Here is an 18,413-nt window from a genome sequence, read left to right on the forward strand (position 1 = left end):
ATAAGATCACTTCGTTTAGCCGATCGTCAGTCTAGCCGTGACTGTCGCCCGTGAAGGGCATCGGCTACACCCGCTGGGCAAGCTTGGTCAGCCAGGACGCGTAAGCGGCCACTGCTGCGTCCGCCGAGAGAACGGCCTCGGCGTATGGGCGACCCGCATTAGCAAGCCGTCGGGCTCGCTCGGCGTCGGTTCCGATCAGTTCGCAGACTTTGAGAAGGGCAGTCGGGTTGCCTGGTTCCACTTGAACTCCGGCGCCCGATGCCCGGATTTCATCCGCTGTCGCGCTGTCAAAATGGGTTGCGGCGACAACTGGCCGCTCGGCCGAGAAGTAGGACGTGAGCTTGCTCGGAACCGACATTTCTCTCAGTTCCGCTAGTTCATTAATGAGAAGCACGTCGGCAGCACGCAGGACTTCGGAGTATTCGCGCGCGCTTAGAGATCCAATGAACTCGAGAGACAAAACTCCTCCACCGAGTGCCTCTAGCTTAGGACGCTGATTGCCATCTCCAACAAGTACGAACCTGACGTTACTCCCTGAGGCATCCGCTCGCTTTGCGGCCTGTACAACATTTTCGAGTCCCTGTTTCACCCCCATGTTTCCTGCATGCAACACTATGACCTCATCCGGGAGCCATCCCAGGCGTGCTCGAACGGCATCGCGATCGAATTTTGCGTGATGCTCGATGTGCGTCCAGTTACGGATCACGCTGACTTTGTCGGGTGCAACGTTAAGCTCGTCGACCACATACTCCCTGAAACGATCGTGAATGACGCTCACTCCAGATGCGGAGCGGAAAATCAGGGACTCGAGACGCTTCATTGCGCGAGTGGCAAGACTCGATCCTCCACTCGTTTCCTCAAGCCCGCGGCTATAGAGATCCTGGACCCAGATCCCGACGGGCCGTCCGAGCAGCCTCGCCTTACCAATCGCGACCGCCGCTGAAAAAAGCGCGGGGCTCACCACCAGCACCACATCTGGTCGGCGCCAGCCACGTAGCACCGAATGTAGGCCGAACGTCAGCTCCATCAGCAGGCGCGTGGCCAGTCGTGGGGAGCGAGGCACATAGTGCCGGAGCCTTCGCAGTCCTACACCGCCGAGGCGTTCAGACGTCGCCAGCCCGCTGAACCCGGAAAATACCTTCCACGCCGGGTAGTGCGGGTAGCCCGAGATCACCTCGACGGTGAAGCGGCGCTCCGCTAGTGCTTCGGCGAGCCCCGTAGTGTAAGGCGCGTTCCCGGTTGGCTCTGGGGCATAGTTCAGTCCGACAATGAGCAGCCGAGTGGTTGTCGTAGTCACGTATGGGAGACTATGCCAGTCGTCTACGTACTCGCACAGGGGGAGAACATGGAGCACGAGGCCACCCAGCGTGTGATCAATCTCGCACAGGCCCCGGGCGAGCGGCGGGCTTGGGATCGCCCGGTCTGGGTCATCTACATGTGGGCGCTCGTCGAACTTGTATTAGTAACCAACCCCTTCCAGATCTCTTCTAAGCTTCGTCTAATGGTTCTTCGCCTTTTTGGAGCGCGGATCGGCGTCGACGTGATCTTCCGGCCCAGAACGCGGGTGAAGTTTCCGTGGAAGCTCGAAATCGGGGACCGCTGCTGGATCGGGGAAGGCGTTTGGTTTCATAATCAAGATCACATTGTGATTGGAAACGATGTCTCAATTTCCCAGGAGACACTTCTCACAACGGGGAGCCATGCCTACCGCCGCGACATGGCACTTATAACACGGCCTATACACGTGGCCGACGGCGCTTGGATCACAAGTAGATGCGTCATTCTTGGCGGTACGCACATCGGTGTGTCAGCTGTTATCAGCCCCTTAAGCCTTGTAAGGGGACAGAATGTTCCTGATGGCGAGGTCTGGGGGGGCGTACCCTCTCGGTACGTAGAGCGTCGATTCTCCAAGGGGGACGTGAGTTGAAGAGAATCTCAAAGATTTCGGTAATAATCCTCACGAAAAACGAAGAAGCAGGGATCCAGACTACACTAAACCGCGTCAATCGCTTTGATGACGTTATCGTGGTCGATTCGAACAGTGAGGACCGCACGCGTGCAATCGCGGCGCAGCACGGAGCGGAAATCACGGAGTTTACTTGGAATAAGCGATATCCGAAGAAAAAGCAGTGGTCCCTCGAGAACGCTCCCATACGGAACCGTTGGGTCCTACTTCTTGACGCCGATGAATATCCCTCTCCTGGGATGCTCGAGGAACTGGCAGCGCTGCAGGAGTCTGCTGAGTTGGATCGGTACGGGGCCTTTGACATCAGCCTGCTCTATAAGTTCGGCGGACGCTTTCTTCGTCACGGGCACACCGTAACGAAACGTTCCCTCGTTCACGCCGACCGAGCCAATTTCCCAGAGGTTGACGACCTCATGGCGCCCGGAATTAGAGAAGTCGAAGGTCATTACCAGCCGGAGACCGGATGGAAGATTGGGAGGCTCAAGAGCCGGCTCTTCCATGATGACAAAGACCCGGTGTCGAGTTGGTTTGACCGTCATAACAGGTACTCAGATTGGGAAGCGTACCTTCGGCTGCATAAGGCGCTGGGCCAAACGATCGACGGCAAACGTAGCGCGAGGGGAAGGATCTTCGCGAAAATTCCCCTGAAGCCCGCCGCTTTTTTCCTGTACTCATATTTACTGAGGGCGGGCTTCCTAGACGGAAGGGCCGGTTTCGATTACGCGATCGCCCTGTCCACTTACTATTGGCAGATCGGCGTGAAAACTCGAGAAATGGCTCGGGTGTCCCGGTGATCAAGGAACATCTGCGTGTTATCCAGTTCGTGAACACTGTTGCCCACGAAGATGGCGGTCCAGCGAGGAACTCGTTCGAGTTGAATCTGGCGCTGAACGAGATCGGCGGCGTGAAAGCGGCACTAGTCGCGCTCGGTGGCTCCAGGCGACCATCAGTAGTGTCATCCTTCGTGGACGCGGGAGGTCTCTTGCCGCCCATCCCGCCGCGCTGGTTGACTGTGGCTACTGACAACGCGAAATACATGAGTCTGCCCCGCCTTGGCGCGCTGATCGTTGCCTCGGATGCCGTGATCATCCACGGGTACTTCCTGCTTTGGGTGCCTATTCTTGGCGGGCTCGCGAGACTCTTCGGAAAACCACTCTTCATCATGCCACATGGAGCACTGACACCGCATGAGCTCAGAAAGAAGAGACGGAAGAAGCTTCTTTTCGATCGTGCCTGTCGAACTCTCTTCCGCGGTGGAAGGGTGGTGTTCGTCACGGGGTCCCAACGTGAGCGGGATGACCTCATTACTCGATTTGGAGGGGGCCGCTACGTGGAATGGGCCGGTGTGGGCACACGGCTGCCCGAGAAAGAACCGCGACCTCGCTCCTTGGGTTCTCCTTTGCGCCTTCTTACGCTCTCGCGAATCGCGCCAAAAAAGAGGATCGATCTGGCCATCCGCGCCCTCGCAATTCTTCGCGGTCGCGGCATTGAGGCGGTCCTTGACGTAGCTGGCGCGGGCCCCGCCGCTTACGTCGCAGAGCTGAACAACCTCGCCACAGAGCTTGGCGTGAACGGTTCAGTCCGGTTTCGGGGAATGGTTACAGGTGAGGTCAAGAGGCGACTGCTGCTTTCTTGCGACGTGTTTCTTCTACCTAGTGAGGACGAGAATTTTGGAATAGCCGTGGCTGAAGCAGCTGCGCACGGACTTCTAGTCATTGCCTCTGATCGGGTCGCTGCGGCTAAATTGCTCAGTCCCAGCGTGTGTACCCTCATTGCGAGCTTGGACCCACGATCGTTGGCAGACGCGGTCCAAGCGGCGACCACAAAGTTCAAGCCAACCGATCGTGTTGTTGCCGCTGAGGATGCCGCCCGGGCGTATTCGTGGGAGTCAGTAGCGGGTCGATGGCGTGAGATAGTGTATCGATATTCCAAGTGAAGTTGGAGTCTGCCGGTGAAGGTTCTTGTTGTTGGCGATATGCGAGAAGGAACGAACTCGAAGAGTACAGCGGCTGGCCACGTGGCTGCCGGACATACTGTTCGGGAGGTCGATACCTCATGGCTCTTTGAGGGATCTCGTTTTTCCCCCCGGCGGTGGTCGGTGAGTAAGGCAAGAATTGCAGACCCTTTTGGGGATGCGAGGCTCGCGCGTGAGATCAGGGAAGCTACGTCCGGTTTCGCTCCCGACGTTGTACTCGCCATAAAGACGATCTATTTCAAGCAAGAGATCGTTCTCGACATACCCGCTGAACGGCATGTCCACCTCTCGTTTGATGACGTAAGCAATCCAGACAACGTTTCTGCCCGGTATTTGGCCGCTGAAGCCGAGTGGGATCTCGTGGTCACAACGAAGCGGCACAATTGTAGTGAGATCGAAGCCCGTGGGGGGCGTCCATATTTTATGTGGGCAGCGTACGATCCTCGATACCACCGATGTGATACAGAATTTTCTTCACGGAAGTATGGCATAGGCTTCATCGGCGCGGCGCGCCGAGATCGGATCGGGCTGCCATCACTCCTGGGAAGTCACTTTCCAGGAAGTTCAATCGTTGTTGGGCCGCGTTGGGAGCGGGCCTACCCTCGGGGCGTACCGGGCTTGGAGATGCGGGCTGCGGCAATGGGAACTGATTACACGATTGTTGCCAACTCGATTAAAGTCGGATTGGTCCTTCTCAACAGCGAGAATCGGGACCAGCACACGAATAGATCAATCGAAACGCCGGCCGTCGGACAGCTTGTTCTCGCCCAAGATACGGTTGAGCATCGTGAGTTATTTACACACGGGGAATCGGCGTTGCTCTTCTCGTCTCTCGAAGGTGCGATTCGACTGGCGCAACAGATGAGGGAAGATCCCTGGACGGCAGCCCGCATCGCTGCAGCAGGCACCGAGAAGATACGATACGGCGCTCATACGTACCGCGACCGGGCCGTGCAGCTCGCCGACGCGCTAGGGGTGTCGTGACTGATTTCGAAATACAGTTATTTTTGGTCTTCGCCATAGGCGTGTGCTTGAGCATTCAGGCACTTGTTGCCGCGCGGATTGGAGGCGCAGTTGCGCTTCTCCTGATGACTCAGGTGGTCTTCTGGTCGCTCGGTTATGTGGCTCGTCCGTTGTTTCTAATTGTTGCGAAACCTACGGGATCATCTCTGCTCACCGACCCCCGCCTCGCGCGCGCCGAGTACGGGGAGCCGATGACGGGCGCCTTGGGTATTGTTCTGGTCGGTCTCATCTCCTACGTTGCAGTGGTCACGGCGTACTTCCTCTCGCGTAAGCGCGACCGGAGTTCAAACATGATGCATCTGATGCCCGCTGGCAACGATGCGAACCGGAAGTTGCTTGTTTGGTGCGGCTTGGTTCTTTGGGCGATTGGATGGCTTGGAAGAATCGATTTCCTTTCTGCCCAAAGCATACTTTCTCAGCTTCAACCGCTGGCCATTACTGGAGCGACACTTGCGATTGTAGGCCTCAAAAGATCGGCAATAAGTTTTGTCCCCCTTTCGGCCGTTCTCTTCATCGAGGTGAGCTGGTCTTTCAGCTTCGAATCTAAGGCTGCGATGGTACTTCCAGTGCTCGCACTTTGTTTGCGGTTCATATTGACGAACCGAACGTCGGCCCTCCTGAAGTTGCTCCCAATCATCGCAGGGTCAGTCCTTGTAGGCTTTTTCGCCATTCAATCGATCCGGGGGATTTTCACGACGAGCCAGGCCGAAAGTCTGTCATCTTCTGTGAACGGCGGCACCCTAGCGGTATATCTTCTCGGACTACTTCAGCGGTTTGATGGCTTCTCTTCTGTAACCGATTCCTACTACTTGGGGCCTGGCAATTGGCAACCCGCGTCGCAGTATTTCATGCGCGTATTTGAAAATCTCATTCCAAAGTTCGGTGAGGCACAAGAGGCCAGCGTCGGACAGTTATGGACGAGAGAGGTGAGGGCCTACTCCATCCCCGATCAGTACCGTGACGTCCCGATTGCGGCGGGGCCAATCGCCGAGGGATACGCGATGTGGGGGGTCCTTGGAGTGGTTGCTCTCAACGTGCTGCTCGCGCTCATGGTGATTGGGCTGGGGCGCGCTCTTATGGTGCGCTCGGTTCTGCTTATCGTGTTCGCCGTTTCCATGTCGTTCAACACGGGGATCTACGAAGTGGCTCTTCAAGGCTGGGCCGGAAGCGTCAACAAATCCCTGCAAGCTGTCGCCGTCGCGCTTCCGATTTTGTTGCTGGCATCCTTAGCGCGCAACCTGAAGCGTGGAAGGACACCGTTGTTGCCTGCCACCGCCCAGGCGGTCGAGGAGTCTGGGTTGCGCTGCACGGCTACCCGTATGAGTAGCGTTAGGAAGTCAGCCCGATGACGAATCTGAAGGTATTGGTGGTGGGAAGCCACCCACGAGGGGGGCCGAGCATGAGTCGGTACTCTGAAATATTGGTTAACGCCTATCGCGAACTTGGATTCGATGTCTTTTTGATGACCCCCCGATCGACGCTAGCTGACAAGCTGCCGGCTAGGGGAAGAAAACTGGGAATCTACTTGGACAAGCTGCGTTTCGTGAGCTTGCTTAATAGGCCTGCTCGCGGTGCACTTGTTCATATTGCGGACCATTCCGATGCCGCATATTTAAATTTTGTCCGTCCAGCGCAGTCGATAGTGACGTGCCATGACCTCATCGCAGTGCGCGCCGCGCGCGGCGAACTCCCTGAACATCGAACGCGTCTTACGGGCCGTATCTATCAGCGATTGATTTTGCGCGGGCTGAAGCGGGCTGGCAGCGTCGTTTCGGTGAGTCGTACGACTGCAGGCGACGTGTCCCGGATATTGAAGCGCCCACCACTGCTCTTGCGTAACCCGATCTCTAACACCTTGCTGGGGTCCGGCGGTCTGCAAACCACCGCACAAGCAGCGCCGTATGCTTTAGTAGTGTCTTCAGTCGGTTGGCGGAAACGACGCACCCTCGCGGTGCAGATTTGGCTCCAGCTTCGCGCCCATGCGGTTGAAAGGCTGGATCTAGTTCTCGTCGGTCCTGGAATTACGGCTGAGGAGAGAATTTTACTTGAGGCAACTGATGATCCTGAAGTTTTTGAAGCCGTGCGCGTGGAGCAAAGCATCACTGACGAGCGGCTTCGTAATCTATATCGTGGGGCAATGTGTCTGATCCAGGCGTCGAAGTACGAAGGGTTTGCGTGGCCCATTGTAGAGGCGAACTATTTCGGCACCGTTGCTCTCTGTGCAGATGAACCGATACTTCGGGAGACGGGCGAAGGCAACGTGTTTATAGACCACGCCGTGTTGGATACAATGCCGTCCCTCGAATGGTTGAATATCATCGAGATTGCTCAATCTAGAGCACTGGCAGAACCTCTTGCCAGACGGGCTCGGACCTTCAACGAGCAGAGCTTCCGTATGGCGCTGCAGCAGCATGTGGCAGCTTTGGACGTATTCCACTTATCTTCCGAGTCGTCTCCCATGGGTGAGTCGGCAGAGTGAGCCTGGCGTCAATGGTGCCAAACATCCGGAGGTGGTCAGCTCCGTGACTCTGCGAAGGCGCCTCGTATCCGGGATTACTGCGGGGGCTTACGGTCAAGTTGTCTCCTTGGCGTTACAGCTCGGAGCGGTTCCGATCTTTCTGTGGAAATGGAGCTTGGAGGAGTACGGTTTCTGGCTCATGGTCAGTACCACACAGGCCTACTTAGCGCTCTCCGATTTCGGCATGGTCTCAGCAGCCGGATCGAGAATGACGGTCTTGCTTGCTCGGGGCGCTTCGATCGGCGCGAACAGGGTATTCCATGTTGCCATCCTGTTTGTCGCTATTGTTTCAGCCGCTATAGGTGTGCTGGCGCCAGCTATAGCTTTGATCTTCCATTTGATAGGGGTCCCACGCGACTTCGCGCTAGCGGGTGGCGTACTCGCGATCGGAGTTGCAGCCTCTTTGCTGGGTGGCCTATCGTTTGCTGTCCTGCAAGCTACCCATCGAAATCATATTGGAGTGGCAACAACTACAAATATCCGTCTGGCAGAGTGGTTCGGCGGCGTGGCTGGGTTGCTTCTGACTGGGTCTCCTGTAGCGGTGGCTTGTGGGATGTTGGCTGCTCGCCTGTTGACTACCATTTTTGTGTTTGTTCGCGCCATAGCGTCCCAGAAGACCTTTACCGTTTCATTCCGCGGATGGAAACTTCTCCGATTCCATTTAGGGACCTCCATCAGCAATTTCTTAATTTCGCTTTCGAGCAGCCTTTCAATTCAGGGACTAACGCTAATTGTCGGATTGTTTTACGGTCCGTCCGAAGTCTCGTTGTATAACACCTATAGGACTGCCGCTCGAGTTGCTGTTCAGACTAGTGCCACGTTCAGTCATGCAGTGTGGCCCGAGTTCGGAATTCTCTTTGGAAGGCGCGATGGGCCGCGGCTGAGGATGCTCTTTTGGCGCACGTTCAACACCAGTCTGGTCCTCGCACTTTTTGCGGGTCTCGGTATGATTGCTGTGCTTCCAAATGTGCTGACGTTCTGGACTCACGGTAAAGTACCGATGGTCTATCCGATTGCTATTGGCTTTGCGTTGTATGCTCTGGCGGCCAGCGTGTGGCATCTCCCGAGAGTATTGCTGACGGCGGTCGGCAAGAATCGCGATGTCGCCTACTGCGCGGTTGCGATCTCCCTCGCCACGGTTTTCGCGGCTGTGGTGATTGGCTATCTCGCCGGCCCCCTGCTCTCTCAGATAGCAGCAGCCGTCGTATTTGAAGCGGCATTAGCGGTTGCTGTAGCCGGCTTGGCGGTGCGCTGGCTGCGAAGGAGCATTGGATGAAACGGTCATATAGATATGACACGGGTGCTCCCGGGGTGCTGGTGATTCGCCGGCGCGGCGCCGGGGATTGGAGACAACGCCGTTCGTTCATGGCCAAGCGGGCAGAGGCCGTTCGGCCAGTGTGAAACTCTGAGGGGTCGGTCGACGGTTCGCGTCTCGGCTGATGGAGGGGGAAGTGATGACGGCAAATATGGGTGCAGGTCCAATGCTCGTGCGTAAACTGAGCAAGGAGGTGCGTGTTGGACTGGATCTCGCGCGTGCTTTCGCGGCGATATATGTCGTCGCACATCACGCGGTCAAGCTGCCTAGGCCTTTTGACATGCTCTTGTCGTTTGGCCAGGAGGCTGTGATTGTCTTCTTCCTGCTCAGCGGCTTCGTTATCTTCGCTAATGAGAGCGAGCGTGTGAGACAGCCTCGGGGATATTACCTGCGCCGAGTGCGGCGTTTGTATCCGACCTTCCTGTTTGCGATGCTGGTGTCGACGATCCTGTGGCTGCTGGGCCTTATCGAGGCTGACTTCCACTTGTCCGACCTACTTGGCACGGTCGCTTCGGTGCAAGACATCAGCTTCTTGAAGCCGGGGGTTATTGCTGAACCTTATCTAGGAAACGACCCGCTCTGGTCGCTCTCATACGAAGTCTTATTTTACCTTATGTTTCCCGGGGTGATGTATTTTTGGCGCAAGTCTGAGCGTGTCACCCGATGGTGTATTTCTGTTGTTTGCGTCGGCTCTTACGTCGTTTACCTTGCTTTCCCAAACCACTTCTCGTTGGTCTTTTCTTATTTTATCATCTGGTGGGCGGGCGCGATGCTGGCGCGACTGCATCAAGGGTTGGCTCTGCGCGCCTCGTCGGCGGTCCCTGAAATCTGCGGGCTGAGTACTTTTGTGCTCGTGACGGCCGTAGGCTTGATTTTTTACGTTCCAGGGAGCGTTGGGGTGTTCCCGATCCTCATGGTGCGCCATTCGGGCGTCGCGCTGCTGCTCTTCCTGCTGGCTTTCACGTCGATGCGTAAGTTGTTGTGGCAATTTGCGCTGAGATTCGAGCGGCCAGTGACTTTCGTTGCGTCAATTTCCTATGGCCTCTATGTGCTGCATTACCCGATATTAGTCCAGATCCAGGTAAATGAAGCCTTATGGTTCGTGCCTCTGGTCGGTCTAACCGTGTTCCTTGCTTGGTTTGGCGACAGGATTCTTCCCCGCTTGATCCCATCTGCACCCAGAAGCTGATATCTCGAGGTGGACGAGCTGCCGGGCGTGCTCGGCCGGGAGGGCTGTTAGATCGCGAACGCGTAGGCTCCCAGCCCCACCGTCAGGGCCACCAGGAGCACGAGGCCGATGAGCCCGAGGATCGCGTAGCGGCGCTCTCGTCCCGAGTTGAAGCGCTTCTTCGGCATGATCAGTCCCCCTCTTCGGCCCCCAGCGGCCGAGTCCCCAAGTGTTCCCCCTGTAGTCCCCCCGGAGAGGATAGCGCAGGAGGGGTTTGCCCCACCCCCGTGATGGTTACTTCTTCACGTAGCGCCGGGGTCACCTGCCTTGTCGGGGGGGTCCGTTAGGGTGAGGACCACCGCCGCCGGGGAAGGTCCACGGTGCCGGCGAGCAACGCCGTCGTACGCCATGCAACAGCCGACCCACGCCGAAAGCACAGGAGCCCACATGGACATCTGGCCCGGAAACGCCTACCCGCTCGGAGCGACCTTCGACGGGACCGGGACCAACTTCGCCCTCTTCAGCGAAGCCGCGGAGAAGGTAGAACTGTGCCTCTTCGACGAGAAGGGCCGCGAGACGCGCGTCCCCGTCACCGAGGTGGACGGGTTCGTGTGGCACTGCTACCTCCCGCACGTCCAGCCCGGCCAGCTCTACGGCTACCGCATCCACGGTCCCTACAACCCCAAGGCCGGCCAGCGCTGCAACCCCAACAAGCTCCTCCTGGACCCCTACGCCAAGGCCGTCAAGCGGGAGCCGGACTGGGCGCAGCCGCTCTACTCCTACACCTTCGGCGACCCGGACAGCCGCAATGACGAGGACTCCGCCAAGCACATGATGCTCGGCGTCGTCATCAACCCGTTCTTCGACTGGGGCGGGGACGTCCACCCCAGGGTGCCGTACCACCGCACGGTGATCTACGAGGCGCACGTCAAGGGCCTCACGCAGAACAACGCCGAGGTGCCCCCCGAGCTGCGGGGGACCTACGCGGGCGTGGCGCACCCCGCCGTCGTGGACCACCTCACGCGCCTGGGCGTCACCGCGCTCGAGCTCATGCCCGTGCACCAGTTCGTGCACGACGCCACGCTGCTCGAGAAGGGCCTGCGCAACTACTGGGGCTACAACACCATCGGCTTCTTCGCCCCGCACGCCGGCTACTCCTCGAGCGGGGACCAGGGTTTCCAGGTGCAGGAGTTCAAGGCCATGGTGCGCACGCTCCACCGCGCCGGCATCGAGGTGATCCTGGACGTGGTCTACAACCACACCGCCGAGGGCAACCACCTGGGCCCCACGCTCTCGTTCCGGGGGATCGACAACGCCGCCTACTACCGGCTCGTGGACAACGACCCCCAGTACTACATGGACTACACGGGCACCGGGAACTCCCTCAACGTCCGCCACCCGCACTCGCTCCAGCTGCTCATGGACTCCCTGCGCTACTGGGTCACCGAGATGCACGTGGACGGTTTCCGGTTCGACCTCGCCTCCACCCTGGCCCGCGAGTTCTACGACGTGGACCGCCTCTCCAGCTTCTTCGAACTCATCCAGCAGGACCCCGTGGTCTCCCAGGTCAAGCTCATCGCCGAGCCCTGGGACGTGGGCCCCGGCGGGTACCAGGTGGGCAACTTCCCGCCCCAGTGGACGGAGTGGAACGGCAAGTACCGGGACACGGTCCGCGACTTCTGGCGCGGCGAGCCCGCCACGCTCGGCGAGTTCGCCTCCCGCCTCACCGGCTCCGCCGACCTCTACGAGCACAACGGCCGCCGGCCCGTGGCCTCCATCAACTTCGTCACCGCCCACGACGGCTTCACGATGCGGGACCTGGTCTCCTACAACGAGAAGCACAACGAGGCCAACGGCGAGGACAACCGGGACGGCGAGAGCCACAACCGCTCCTGGAACTGCGGCGTGGAGGGCCCCACCGAGGAGCCCAAGGTCCTCGAGCTGCGCGCCCGCCAGCAGCGCAACTTCCTGGCCACCCTCCTGCTCTCCCAGGGCGTGCCGATGATCTCCCACGGGGACGAGCTGGGACGCACCCAGCAGGGCAACAACAACGCCTACTGCCAGGACTCGGACCTCTCCTGGATCGACTGGTCCTCCATGGACGTGCCCCTCGTGGAGTTCACCGCCGCCGTCACGCGCCTGCGCGCCGAGCACCCCACGTTCCGGCGCAGCCGCTTCTTCAACGGCAAGCCCGTGCTCCGCGGCGCCGAGGAGCCGCTGCCGGACATCGTGTGGCTCGGCCCGGACGGGGACCCCATGGTCCCCGAGGACTGGGACACGCCCCTGGGCCGCAGCGTGGGCGTCTTCCTCAACGGGGCCGGCATCCGCAACAAGGACTCCCGCGGCCGGGACATCCGGGACGACAACTTCCTGCTCTACTTCAACGCCGACGAGAACGACGTGGAGTTCACCCTCCCGCCGGACGAGTACGCCGAGGCCTGGGACGTGCTCCTGGACACCTCCGGGGTCAACGCCGGGGACATCGGCCTGCCCGCCGGGTCCAAGCACCCGGTGCCGGCCAAGAGCCTCGCGGTGCTCAAGGCGCACGAGCCGCCCGCCGAGATCGTGGACCACTCCGTGGCCGCCTCCCTCGCCGCGCAGGCCGGCTCCACCACCGGCAACCAGCCCTCCACGAGCATCGCCGGGACGTAGCAGGGCCGCGCCCGGGAGGGCGGCCGGCACCGAGCGCAGGACCAGCCCGAAGGACCACCGCAAGGATCAGCCCAAGGAGCAGCAGTGAGAATCCCAGCCTCGACCTACCGCCTCCAGATCCGCCCCGACTTCACGCTGCACGACGCCGCCGCGCTGGTCCCGTACCTCGCCCGGCTCGGCGTGGACTGGCTCTACCTCTCGCCCCTGCTCCAGGCGACCGGCAAGTCCGCGCACGGCTACGACGTCACCGACCCCTCCCGGCTGGACACGGACCGGGGCGGGGCGGAGGGGCTCGACGCCGTTGCTGCCGCCGCCCGGGCGGCCGGGCTCGGCGTCCTCGTGGACATCGTGCCCAACCATGTGGGGGTCGCCGTGCCCGAGGAGAACCCCTGGTGGTGGTCCCTGCTCGCGGAGGGGCGCGGCTCGAAGTACGCCGACGCGTTCGACGTGGACTGGGACGCCGGCGGGGGCAAGGTCCTCATCCCGGTGCTCGGCGCGCCCGACGACGTTGCCCGGCTCCGCGTGGAGGACGGGCGGCTGCGGTACTACGAGCACGCGTTCCCCCTCGCCGAGGGCACCTGGTCCGAAGGACACGGCGCCGAGGGGGACTCCCCGGAGGAGGTCCACGGGAGGCAGCACTACCGGCTCGTCCACTGGCGCGAGGCGGACAACCGGCTGAACTACAGGCGGTTCTTCGCCGTCAACACCCTCGCCGCGGTGCGGGTTGAGGAGCCGTGGGTGTTCGAGGAGGCCCACGCCGAGGTGCGCCGCTGGTTCGAGGCCGGGCTCGTGGACGGGGTGCGGGTGGACCACCCCGACGGGCTCTACGACCCGGCCGGGTACCTCGAGCAGCTGCGCGGGGTGACCGGCGGGGCGTACACGCTCGTGGAGAAGATCCTCGAGCACGGCGAGGACCTCCCCGCCGACTTCGCCTGCGAGGGCACCACGGGGTACGACGCCCTTGCGCTCGTGGACCGCGTCCTCGTGGACCCGGCCGGGCAGGAGGCCCTGGACCGGCTCGACACCGCCCTGCGCGGCGGGCCCGTGGACTTCGCCGAGATGATCCAGGGCACCAAGCGGTGGATCGCCAACGGGATCCTGCACTCGGAGATCCTGCGCCTGGCCCGGCTGGCCGTCGGGGCCAGCGGGGAGCGAGGCGACGGCGGGGAGGCAGGAACCGACGCGGACAGCAGCAGGATCGAGCACTACGCCGAGGCGCTCATCGAGATCGCCGCCCAGTTCCCCGTCTACCGGACCTACTTCGCTCCCGGCCGCCCACCCGGCCACGACGCGACGGTGCTGGAGAACGCGTGCCGCGCGGCCGCCGTCGTGCGCCCGGGGCGCGCCGCCGAGATCCGCGAGCTCGCCGACCGCCTCGCCGACCCTGCCGAGGAGCTGGCCCGCCGCTTCCAGCAGACCACCGGCATGATCATGGCCAAGGCCGTGGAGGACACGGCCTTCTACCGGTACACGCGGCTCGGCACGCTCACCGAGGTGGGCGGGGACCCCACGCAGTTCGCGCTCGCGCCGGGGGAGTTCCACGCCGCGCTCGCCGAGCGGGAGCGGCACCTGCCGCACTCCATGACCACGCTCACCACCCACGACACCAAGCGCAGCGAGGACACCCGGGCCCGCATCACGGTGCTCGCCGAGCTCGCCGACGAGTGGGCGGCCCTCGTGCCCCGCCTCCTCCACCCGGGGTCACCTCTCAACGACGCGGGGTCACCTCTCAACAACCCGGGGTCACCTCTCAGCAACGCGGGGTCACCTCTCAACAACGCAGGGTCACCTCTCAGCGACGCGGGGTCAGGTCTCTACGACCCGGAGTCACCTCCCGCCCCGGCGGGTCCGGCCCGCGTGGACGGCCCACTCGCGAACCTGCTCTGGCAGGCGATCCTCGGCGCCTGGCCCGCAAGCCGTGAACGCCTCTACGCCTACGCCGAGAAGGCCGCCCGCGAGGCCGGCGTGCACACGCTCTGGACCGACCCGGACGAGGAGTTCGAACAGGCTGTGCGGGCGCTCGTGGACTCGGCGGTGGACCCGGGCCCAGTGCGTGACCTGATCGAGGAGTTCGTGGAGCGGACCGCCCTGCCCACCGCGTCCAACGCCCTCTCCGCCAAGCTCCTCCAGCTCGCCATGCCCGGTGTGCCGGACGTGTACCAGGGCACCGAGTTCTGGGACCGCTCCCTCTGCGACCCGGACAACCGCCGGGACGTCGACTTCGCCGCGCGGGACGCGGCCCTCGCAGCGCTCGACGCCGGCGCCCCCGTCCGCGGGCCCCTCGCCGAGGAGGCCAAGATGCTCGTGGTCTCCCGCACCCTGCGGCTGCGCCGCGACCGGCCCGAGCTCTTCACCGGGTACGCGGCCGTCGAGGCCTCCGGGCCCGCCGCCGGGCACCTCGTGGCGTTCCGCCGCGGCGAGCGGGGCGCCATGGTCCTCGCGACCCGGCTGCCCGTGGGCCTGCAGCGGGCCGGCGGCTGGGGCGCCACCTCGGTGCGGCTCCCGCGCGCCATGCGGGACGCCTTCACCGGCGCCCACTACCCGCCCGGCGAGCTCGCCGTGGGGGAGGCGCTGCGGACCCTGCCCGTGGCGCTCCTGGTCCCCGCGGACAACCCCGAGGAGGCCGACGATGAGTGAGCACCGCACCGTGCTCGGGTCCGTGTGGGCGCCCACCCCGGAACGGGTCGAGCTCGTGCTCGGCGCCGGGGCCGCGAGCGAGCGCATCCCCCTCGAAAGGCGGGACGACGGCTGGTGGCAGCCGCCCGGCGTCGTGCGCGACCGCGTGGCCGCCGCCCTCGCCCACGGCGAGCGCTACGGCTACACCCTCGACGGCGACGGCCCCTTCCCCGACCCGCGCTCCTTCCGCCAGCCCGAGGGCGTGCACGCCCTCTCCGCCGGCTTCGACCCCCACGACCACGAATGGGCCGACGCCGGCTGGGAGGGCCGCGCGCTCGCCGGCTCGTCGGTCTACGAGCTGCACGTGGGCACCTTCACCCCTGAGGGGACGTTCGACGCCGCGGCGCAGCGCCTCCCGTACCTGGCCCGCCTGGGCGTGGGGTTCGTGGAGCTGCTGCCGGTCAACGCGTTCAACGGCACGCACAACTGGGGGTACGACGGCGTGCTCTGGTACGCCGTGCACGAGCAGTACGGCGGCCCGGCCGGGTACCAGCGGTTCGTGGACGCGGCGCACGAGGCGGGGATCGGCGTCGTGCAGGATGTGGTGTACAACCATCTGGGGCCGAGCGGGAACTACCTCCCGCGGTTCGGGCCGTACCTCCTGCCCGGCGCCGCGACCGGGTGGGGCGACGCGCTGAACCTGGACGGGCCCGAGTCCGACGAGGTCCGCGCGTACATCCTCGAGAACGCCCGGATGTGGCTCGAGGACTACCGCGTGGACGGGCTGCGGCTGGACGCCGTGCACGCGTTTATGGACCGGCGCGCTGTGACCCTCCTCGAGGAGCTCGCCGACCTCGCCGAGGAGGTGGAGGCCCGCACGGGGCGGACCAAGGTGCTCATCGCGGAGTCGGACATGAACAACCCGCGCCTGATCGCGCCGCGGGACGTGGGCGGGTACGCGCTCGGGGCGCAGTGGAGCGACGACTTCCACCACGCCGTCCACGTGGCACTCACCGGCGAGACCGCGGGGTACTACGCCGACTTCGCCGACCCCGCAGCCCTGGCCAAGGTCCTCGGCGGGGGCTTCTACCACGACGGGACGTACTCGAGCTTCCGGGAGCGCTCGCACGGGCGGCCTGTCGATCCGGACGCTGTGCACCCCTCGCAGCTTGTGGTGTGCACCCAGAACCACGACCAGGTGGGCAACCGCGCCGTGGGGGATCGGCCGTCTTCAGTGCTGGGGTACGAGGGGCTCGCCGTGGCCGCGGTGCTGAACCTGGCCGGGCCGTTCACGCCCATGCTGTTCATGGGGGAGGAGTACGGGGCGCGCACGCCGTGGCAGTTCTTCACCTCCCACCCCGAGCCCGAGCTCGCCGAGGCCACCCGGGCGGGGCGGCTCGAGGAGTTCGCGCGGATGGGGTGGGACCCCGCCGTGGTGCCGGACCCGCAGGACCCCGAGACGTTCCAGCGCTCCAAGCTGGACTGGGACGAGGCCGATGCGCCGGACGGGCGCCGGCTGCTGGAGCTGTACCGGCGGCTGCTGGAGGTGCGGAGCGAGCTGCCCGGGCTGTGGGAGGGCCGGCTCGACGAGACCGAGGTGCTCGTTGGGGGTGCTGGCTCCGGCGCGCCTGGCTCCGGCGGCGGGGCTGGGCCCGGCGGCTCTGGTCCCGGAGATGCCGGTTCCGGTGGCGGGGCTGGGCCCGGGGCAGGCCGCGGGTGGATTGCGTGGCGGAGGCCGGGGGCGCTTGTGTGCGTGAACTTCGGGCCCGGGCCGGCGGACATCCCGGTCCCGGGCAGGGGCGCGACGATCGCAGTGGCTACGGACGAACGAACCCAACTCCTCCCCACCACGAGCGTTTCGGGTACACCCACCGGCGTCTCGGGTACACCCGCCCGCGTTCCGGGCCCGCCCACCAGCGTCTCGGGTACACATAAGGGGGCCATTTCGGCATTTCGGGTACGCGATGGCTCCTCCTCGGGTGCAGCGGCGAGCGGCCACGGCGGTGAGATGGTCCGCCTGCCCGGCCTGGCCGGCGTCGTGCTTGCCCTCTCAACCTGAGGCCCTGGCGCAACCGCGCGGCAGCCGCAACGCGCACCGGGCCGAACAGCCGACGGACGATTCCGCCTCGAAATGGTTCCTCTCCTTCGAGATGGTCCCTTTGGACGGCGCGGAAGGGACCATCTCGAAGGAAGAGGGCCATCTCGAGAAATCGGGGACGGTGGCTTGTTGCGAGGTGACAGCGGGGTTGCCAGGGCAGGAGATGGCCCCGGGCCGAGGCGACCCGGGGCCACTGATCGTGAGAGTTCTTCTCCTTGCTGGTCGGCTTACTGCTGATTCGTGTCTCTACTTTTCCGCTCTCTGCCGATTCGCCTCTCCTTACTGTTTCCTCTCCTTGCAGGTCTCACTGCTTCATCTCGGTACCGCCCTGGACCTCGTGGCGCTCGCCGAGGTCCTCCGGGACGTCGCCGGTCTTCGTCTGGCCCACCACCTTGGTGTCGGCGCCGTGGTCGGTCGCGACGGGGATACGGCGTGGCCGGGCTCGTTCGGAGACGGGGATCGTCACGGCGAGGACACCGTTGCTGTAGGTCGCCGTGATGTGCTCCGTGTCGATCCCCTGGCCGAGCGTGAGCTGCCGCAAAAAAGTTCCGCCCTCGCGCTCGCGGGCGATCCATGTGACGCCCTCGCGGCCCCGGACCGTCCGCTCGGCGCGGATGGTGAGGAGCTGGCCGTCAACGTCGATGTCCACCGAACCCGGATCGATGCCGGGCAGGTCCGCATGGACTATGTAGTGGTCTCCCTCGCGGAAGAGGTCGATCGGCATGAGCCTCATGCCGCTGCGCTGCCCCAGCAGGGTGCTCGCGAAGCGGTCGAGCTCGCGGATCGGGTCGAAGTCAGCCATCGGAAATCACTCCTTGGTCTGCCCCCAACGGGCGTGTGTTCTGTTGTGTCCTTCGTGCCGGGCACGCTCCCGGCAATCAATGTTTTAGCACTCTCGTCTGCGCAGTGCCAGTCCTTTTTTTGGACTGGGACCGGGGCGGCAGGGACCCCGTGTTGAACTGGTCCCCGATAGTTGGACTGGTTTATTGAGATCCTAGGCGGGCAGGGCCTGTGCGCGGTATTCGACCGGGCTCAGGCCCTGGAGCCGTTGCGAGGTGCGTTCGTTGTTGTACCAGCGGATG

14 protein-coding genes are annotated in these 18,413 nt (G+C 63.2%); 11 read left to right on the forward strand and 3 right to left on the reverse strand.

The window, feature by feature from the left end:
* Window positions 1-64: 64 nt before the first annotated feature.
* Complete coding sequence (locus ABCQ75_RS07015) at window positions 65-1,297, reverse strand: glycosyltransferase family 4 protein (RefSeq protein ID WP_345884218.1); 1,233 nt, start codon at window positions 1,295-1,297, stop codon at window positions 65-67.
* 12 nt (window positions 1,298-1,309) lie between these two features.
* Here ABCQ75_RS07015 and ABCQ75_RS07020 point away from each other — a divergent pair, with 12 nt between their 5' ends.
* The 11 genes from ABCQ75_RS07020 to treZ all read left to right on the forward strand — a co-directional run bounded on the left by ABCQ75_RS07020 (window position 1,310) and on the right by treZ (window position 17,292).
* Entirely contained in the window at window positions 1,310-1,927 is a 618-nt protein-coding gene (locus tag ABCQ75_RS07020) for an LbetaH domain-containing protein (protein ID WP_345884219.1), read from the forward strand.
* Window positions 1,924-2,760, forward strand: a complete 837-nt coding sequence (locus ABCQ75_RS07025; RefSeq protein WP_345884220.1) for a glycosyltransferase family 2 protein — start codon at window positions 1,924-1,926, stop codon at window positions 2,758-2,760. Before ABCQ75_RS07020 ends, ABCQ75_RS07025 begins: the two co-directional genes overlap by 4 nt.
* Window positions 2,757-3,902 carry a glycosyltransferase gene (locus ABCQ75_RS07030; protein WP_345884221.1) on the forward strand — a complete coding sequence of 382 codons (1,146 nt, stop codon included), beginning with the start codon at window positions 2,757-2,759 and terminating at the stop codon, window positions 3,900-3,902. Before ABCQ75_RS07025 ends, ABCQ75_RS07030 begins: the two co-directional genes overlap by 4 nt.
* 15 nt (window positions 3,903-3,917) lie before the next feature.
* Window positions 3,918-4,925: a glycosyltransferase family protein gene (locus ABCQ75_RS07035; RefSeq protein ID WP_345884222.1), complete on the forward strand. Its 1,008-nt coding sequence runs from the start codon at window positions 3,918-3,920 to the stop codon at window positions 4,923-4,925.
* Window positions 4,922-6,313 carry a hypothetical protein gene (locus tag ABCQ75_RS07040; protein ID WP_345884223.1) on the forward strand — a complete coding sequence of 464 codons (1,392 nt, stop codon included), beginning with the start codon at window positions 4,922-4,924 and terminating at the stop codon, window positions 6,311-6,313. The genes ABCQ75_RS07035 and ABCQ75_RS07040 overlap by 4 nt, the downstream gene beginning before the upstream one ends.
* Window positions 6,310-7,443: a glycosyltransferase gene (locus tag ABCQ75_RS07045; RefSeq protein WP_345884224.1), complete on the forward strand. Its 1,134-nt coding sequence runs from the start codon at window positions 6,310-6,312 to the stop codon at window positions 7,441-7,443. The genes ABCQ75_RS07040 and ABCQ75_RS07045 overlap by 4 nt, the downstream gene beginning before the upstream one ends.
* Window positions 7,444-7,597: 154 nt before the next feature.
* Window positions 7,598-8,758 (forward strand): lipopolysaccharide biosynthesis protein, encoded by a 1,161-nt coding sequence (locus tag ABCQ75_RS07050; RefSeq protein WP_345884225.1) that lies wholly within the window; start codon window positions 7,598-7,600, stop codon window positions 8,756-8,758.
* A gap of 163 nt (window positions 8,759-8,921) precedes the next feature.
* Window positions 8,922-9,986, forward strand: coding sequence for an acyltransferase family protein (locus ABCQ75_RS07055; RefSeq protein WP_345884226.1), 1,065 nt, complete (start codon window positions 8,922-8,924; stop codon window positions 9,984-9,986).
* Between the two features lie 426 nt (window positions 9,987-10,412).
* Entirely contained in the window at window positions 10,413-12,617 is a 2,205-nt protein-coding gene (glgX, locus tag ABCQ75_RS07060; protein ID WP_345884227.1) for a glycogen debranching protein GlgX, read from the forward strand.
* Between the two features lie 84 nt (window positions 12,618-12,701).
* Window positions 12,702-15,254 carry a malto-oligosyltrehalose synthase gene (gene treY, locus ABCQ75_RS07065; protein WP_345884229.1) on the forward strand — a complete coding sequence of 851 codons (2,553 nt, stop codon included), beginning with the start codon at window positions 12,702-12,704 and terminating at the stop codon, window positions 15,252-15,254.
* A complete protein-coding gene (gene treZ / locus ABCQ75_RS07070) occupies window positions 15,247-17,292 on the forward strand; it encodes a malto-oligosyltrehalose trehalohydrolase (RefSeq protein ID WP_345884230.1) in 2,046 nt (681 codons plus the stop codon). Before treY ends, treZ begins: the two co-directional genes overlap by 8 nt.
* Before the next feature lie 343 nt (window positions 17,293-17,635).
* On the opposite strand, the gene ABCQ75_RS07075 is transcribed toward treZ, so the two are convergent.
* Window positions 17,636-18,133: an Hsp20/alpha crystallin family protein gene (locus ABCQ75_RS07075; protein ID WP_345884231.1), complete on the reverse strand. Its 498-nt coding sequence runs from the start codon at window positions 18,131-18,133 to the stop codon at window positions 17,636-17,638.
* Window positions 18,134-18,325: 192 nt separating this feature from the next.
* Window positions 18,326-18,412 (reverse strand): IS3 family transposase, encoded by an 87-nt coding sequence (locus ABCQ75_RS16205; RefSeq protein WP_427916063.1) that lies wholly within the window; start codon window positions 18,410-18,412, stop codon window positions 18,326-18,328.
* Window position 18,413 lies beyond the last annotated feature (1 nt).

The organism is Sinomonas halotolerans (assembly GCF_039615075.1).
GTDB lineage: Bacteria > Actinomycetota > Actinomycetes > Actinomycetales > Micrococcaceae > Sinomonas > Sinomonas halotolerans.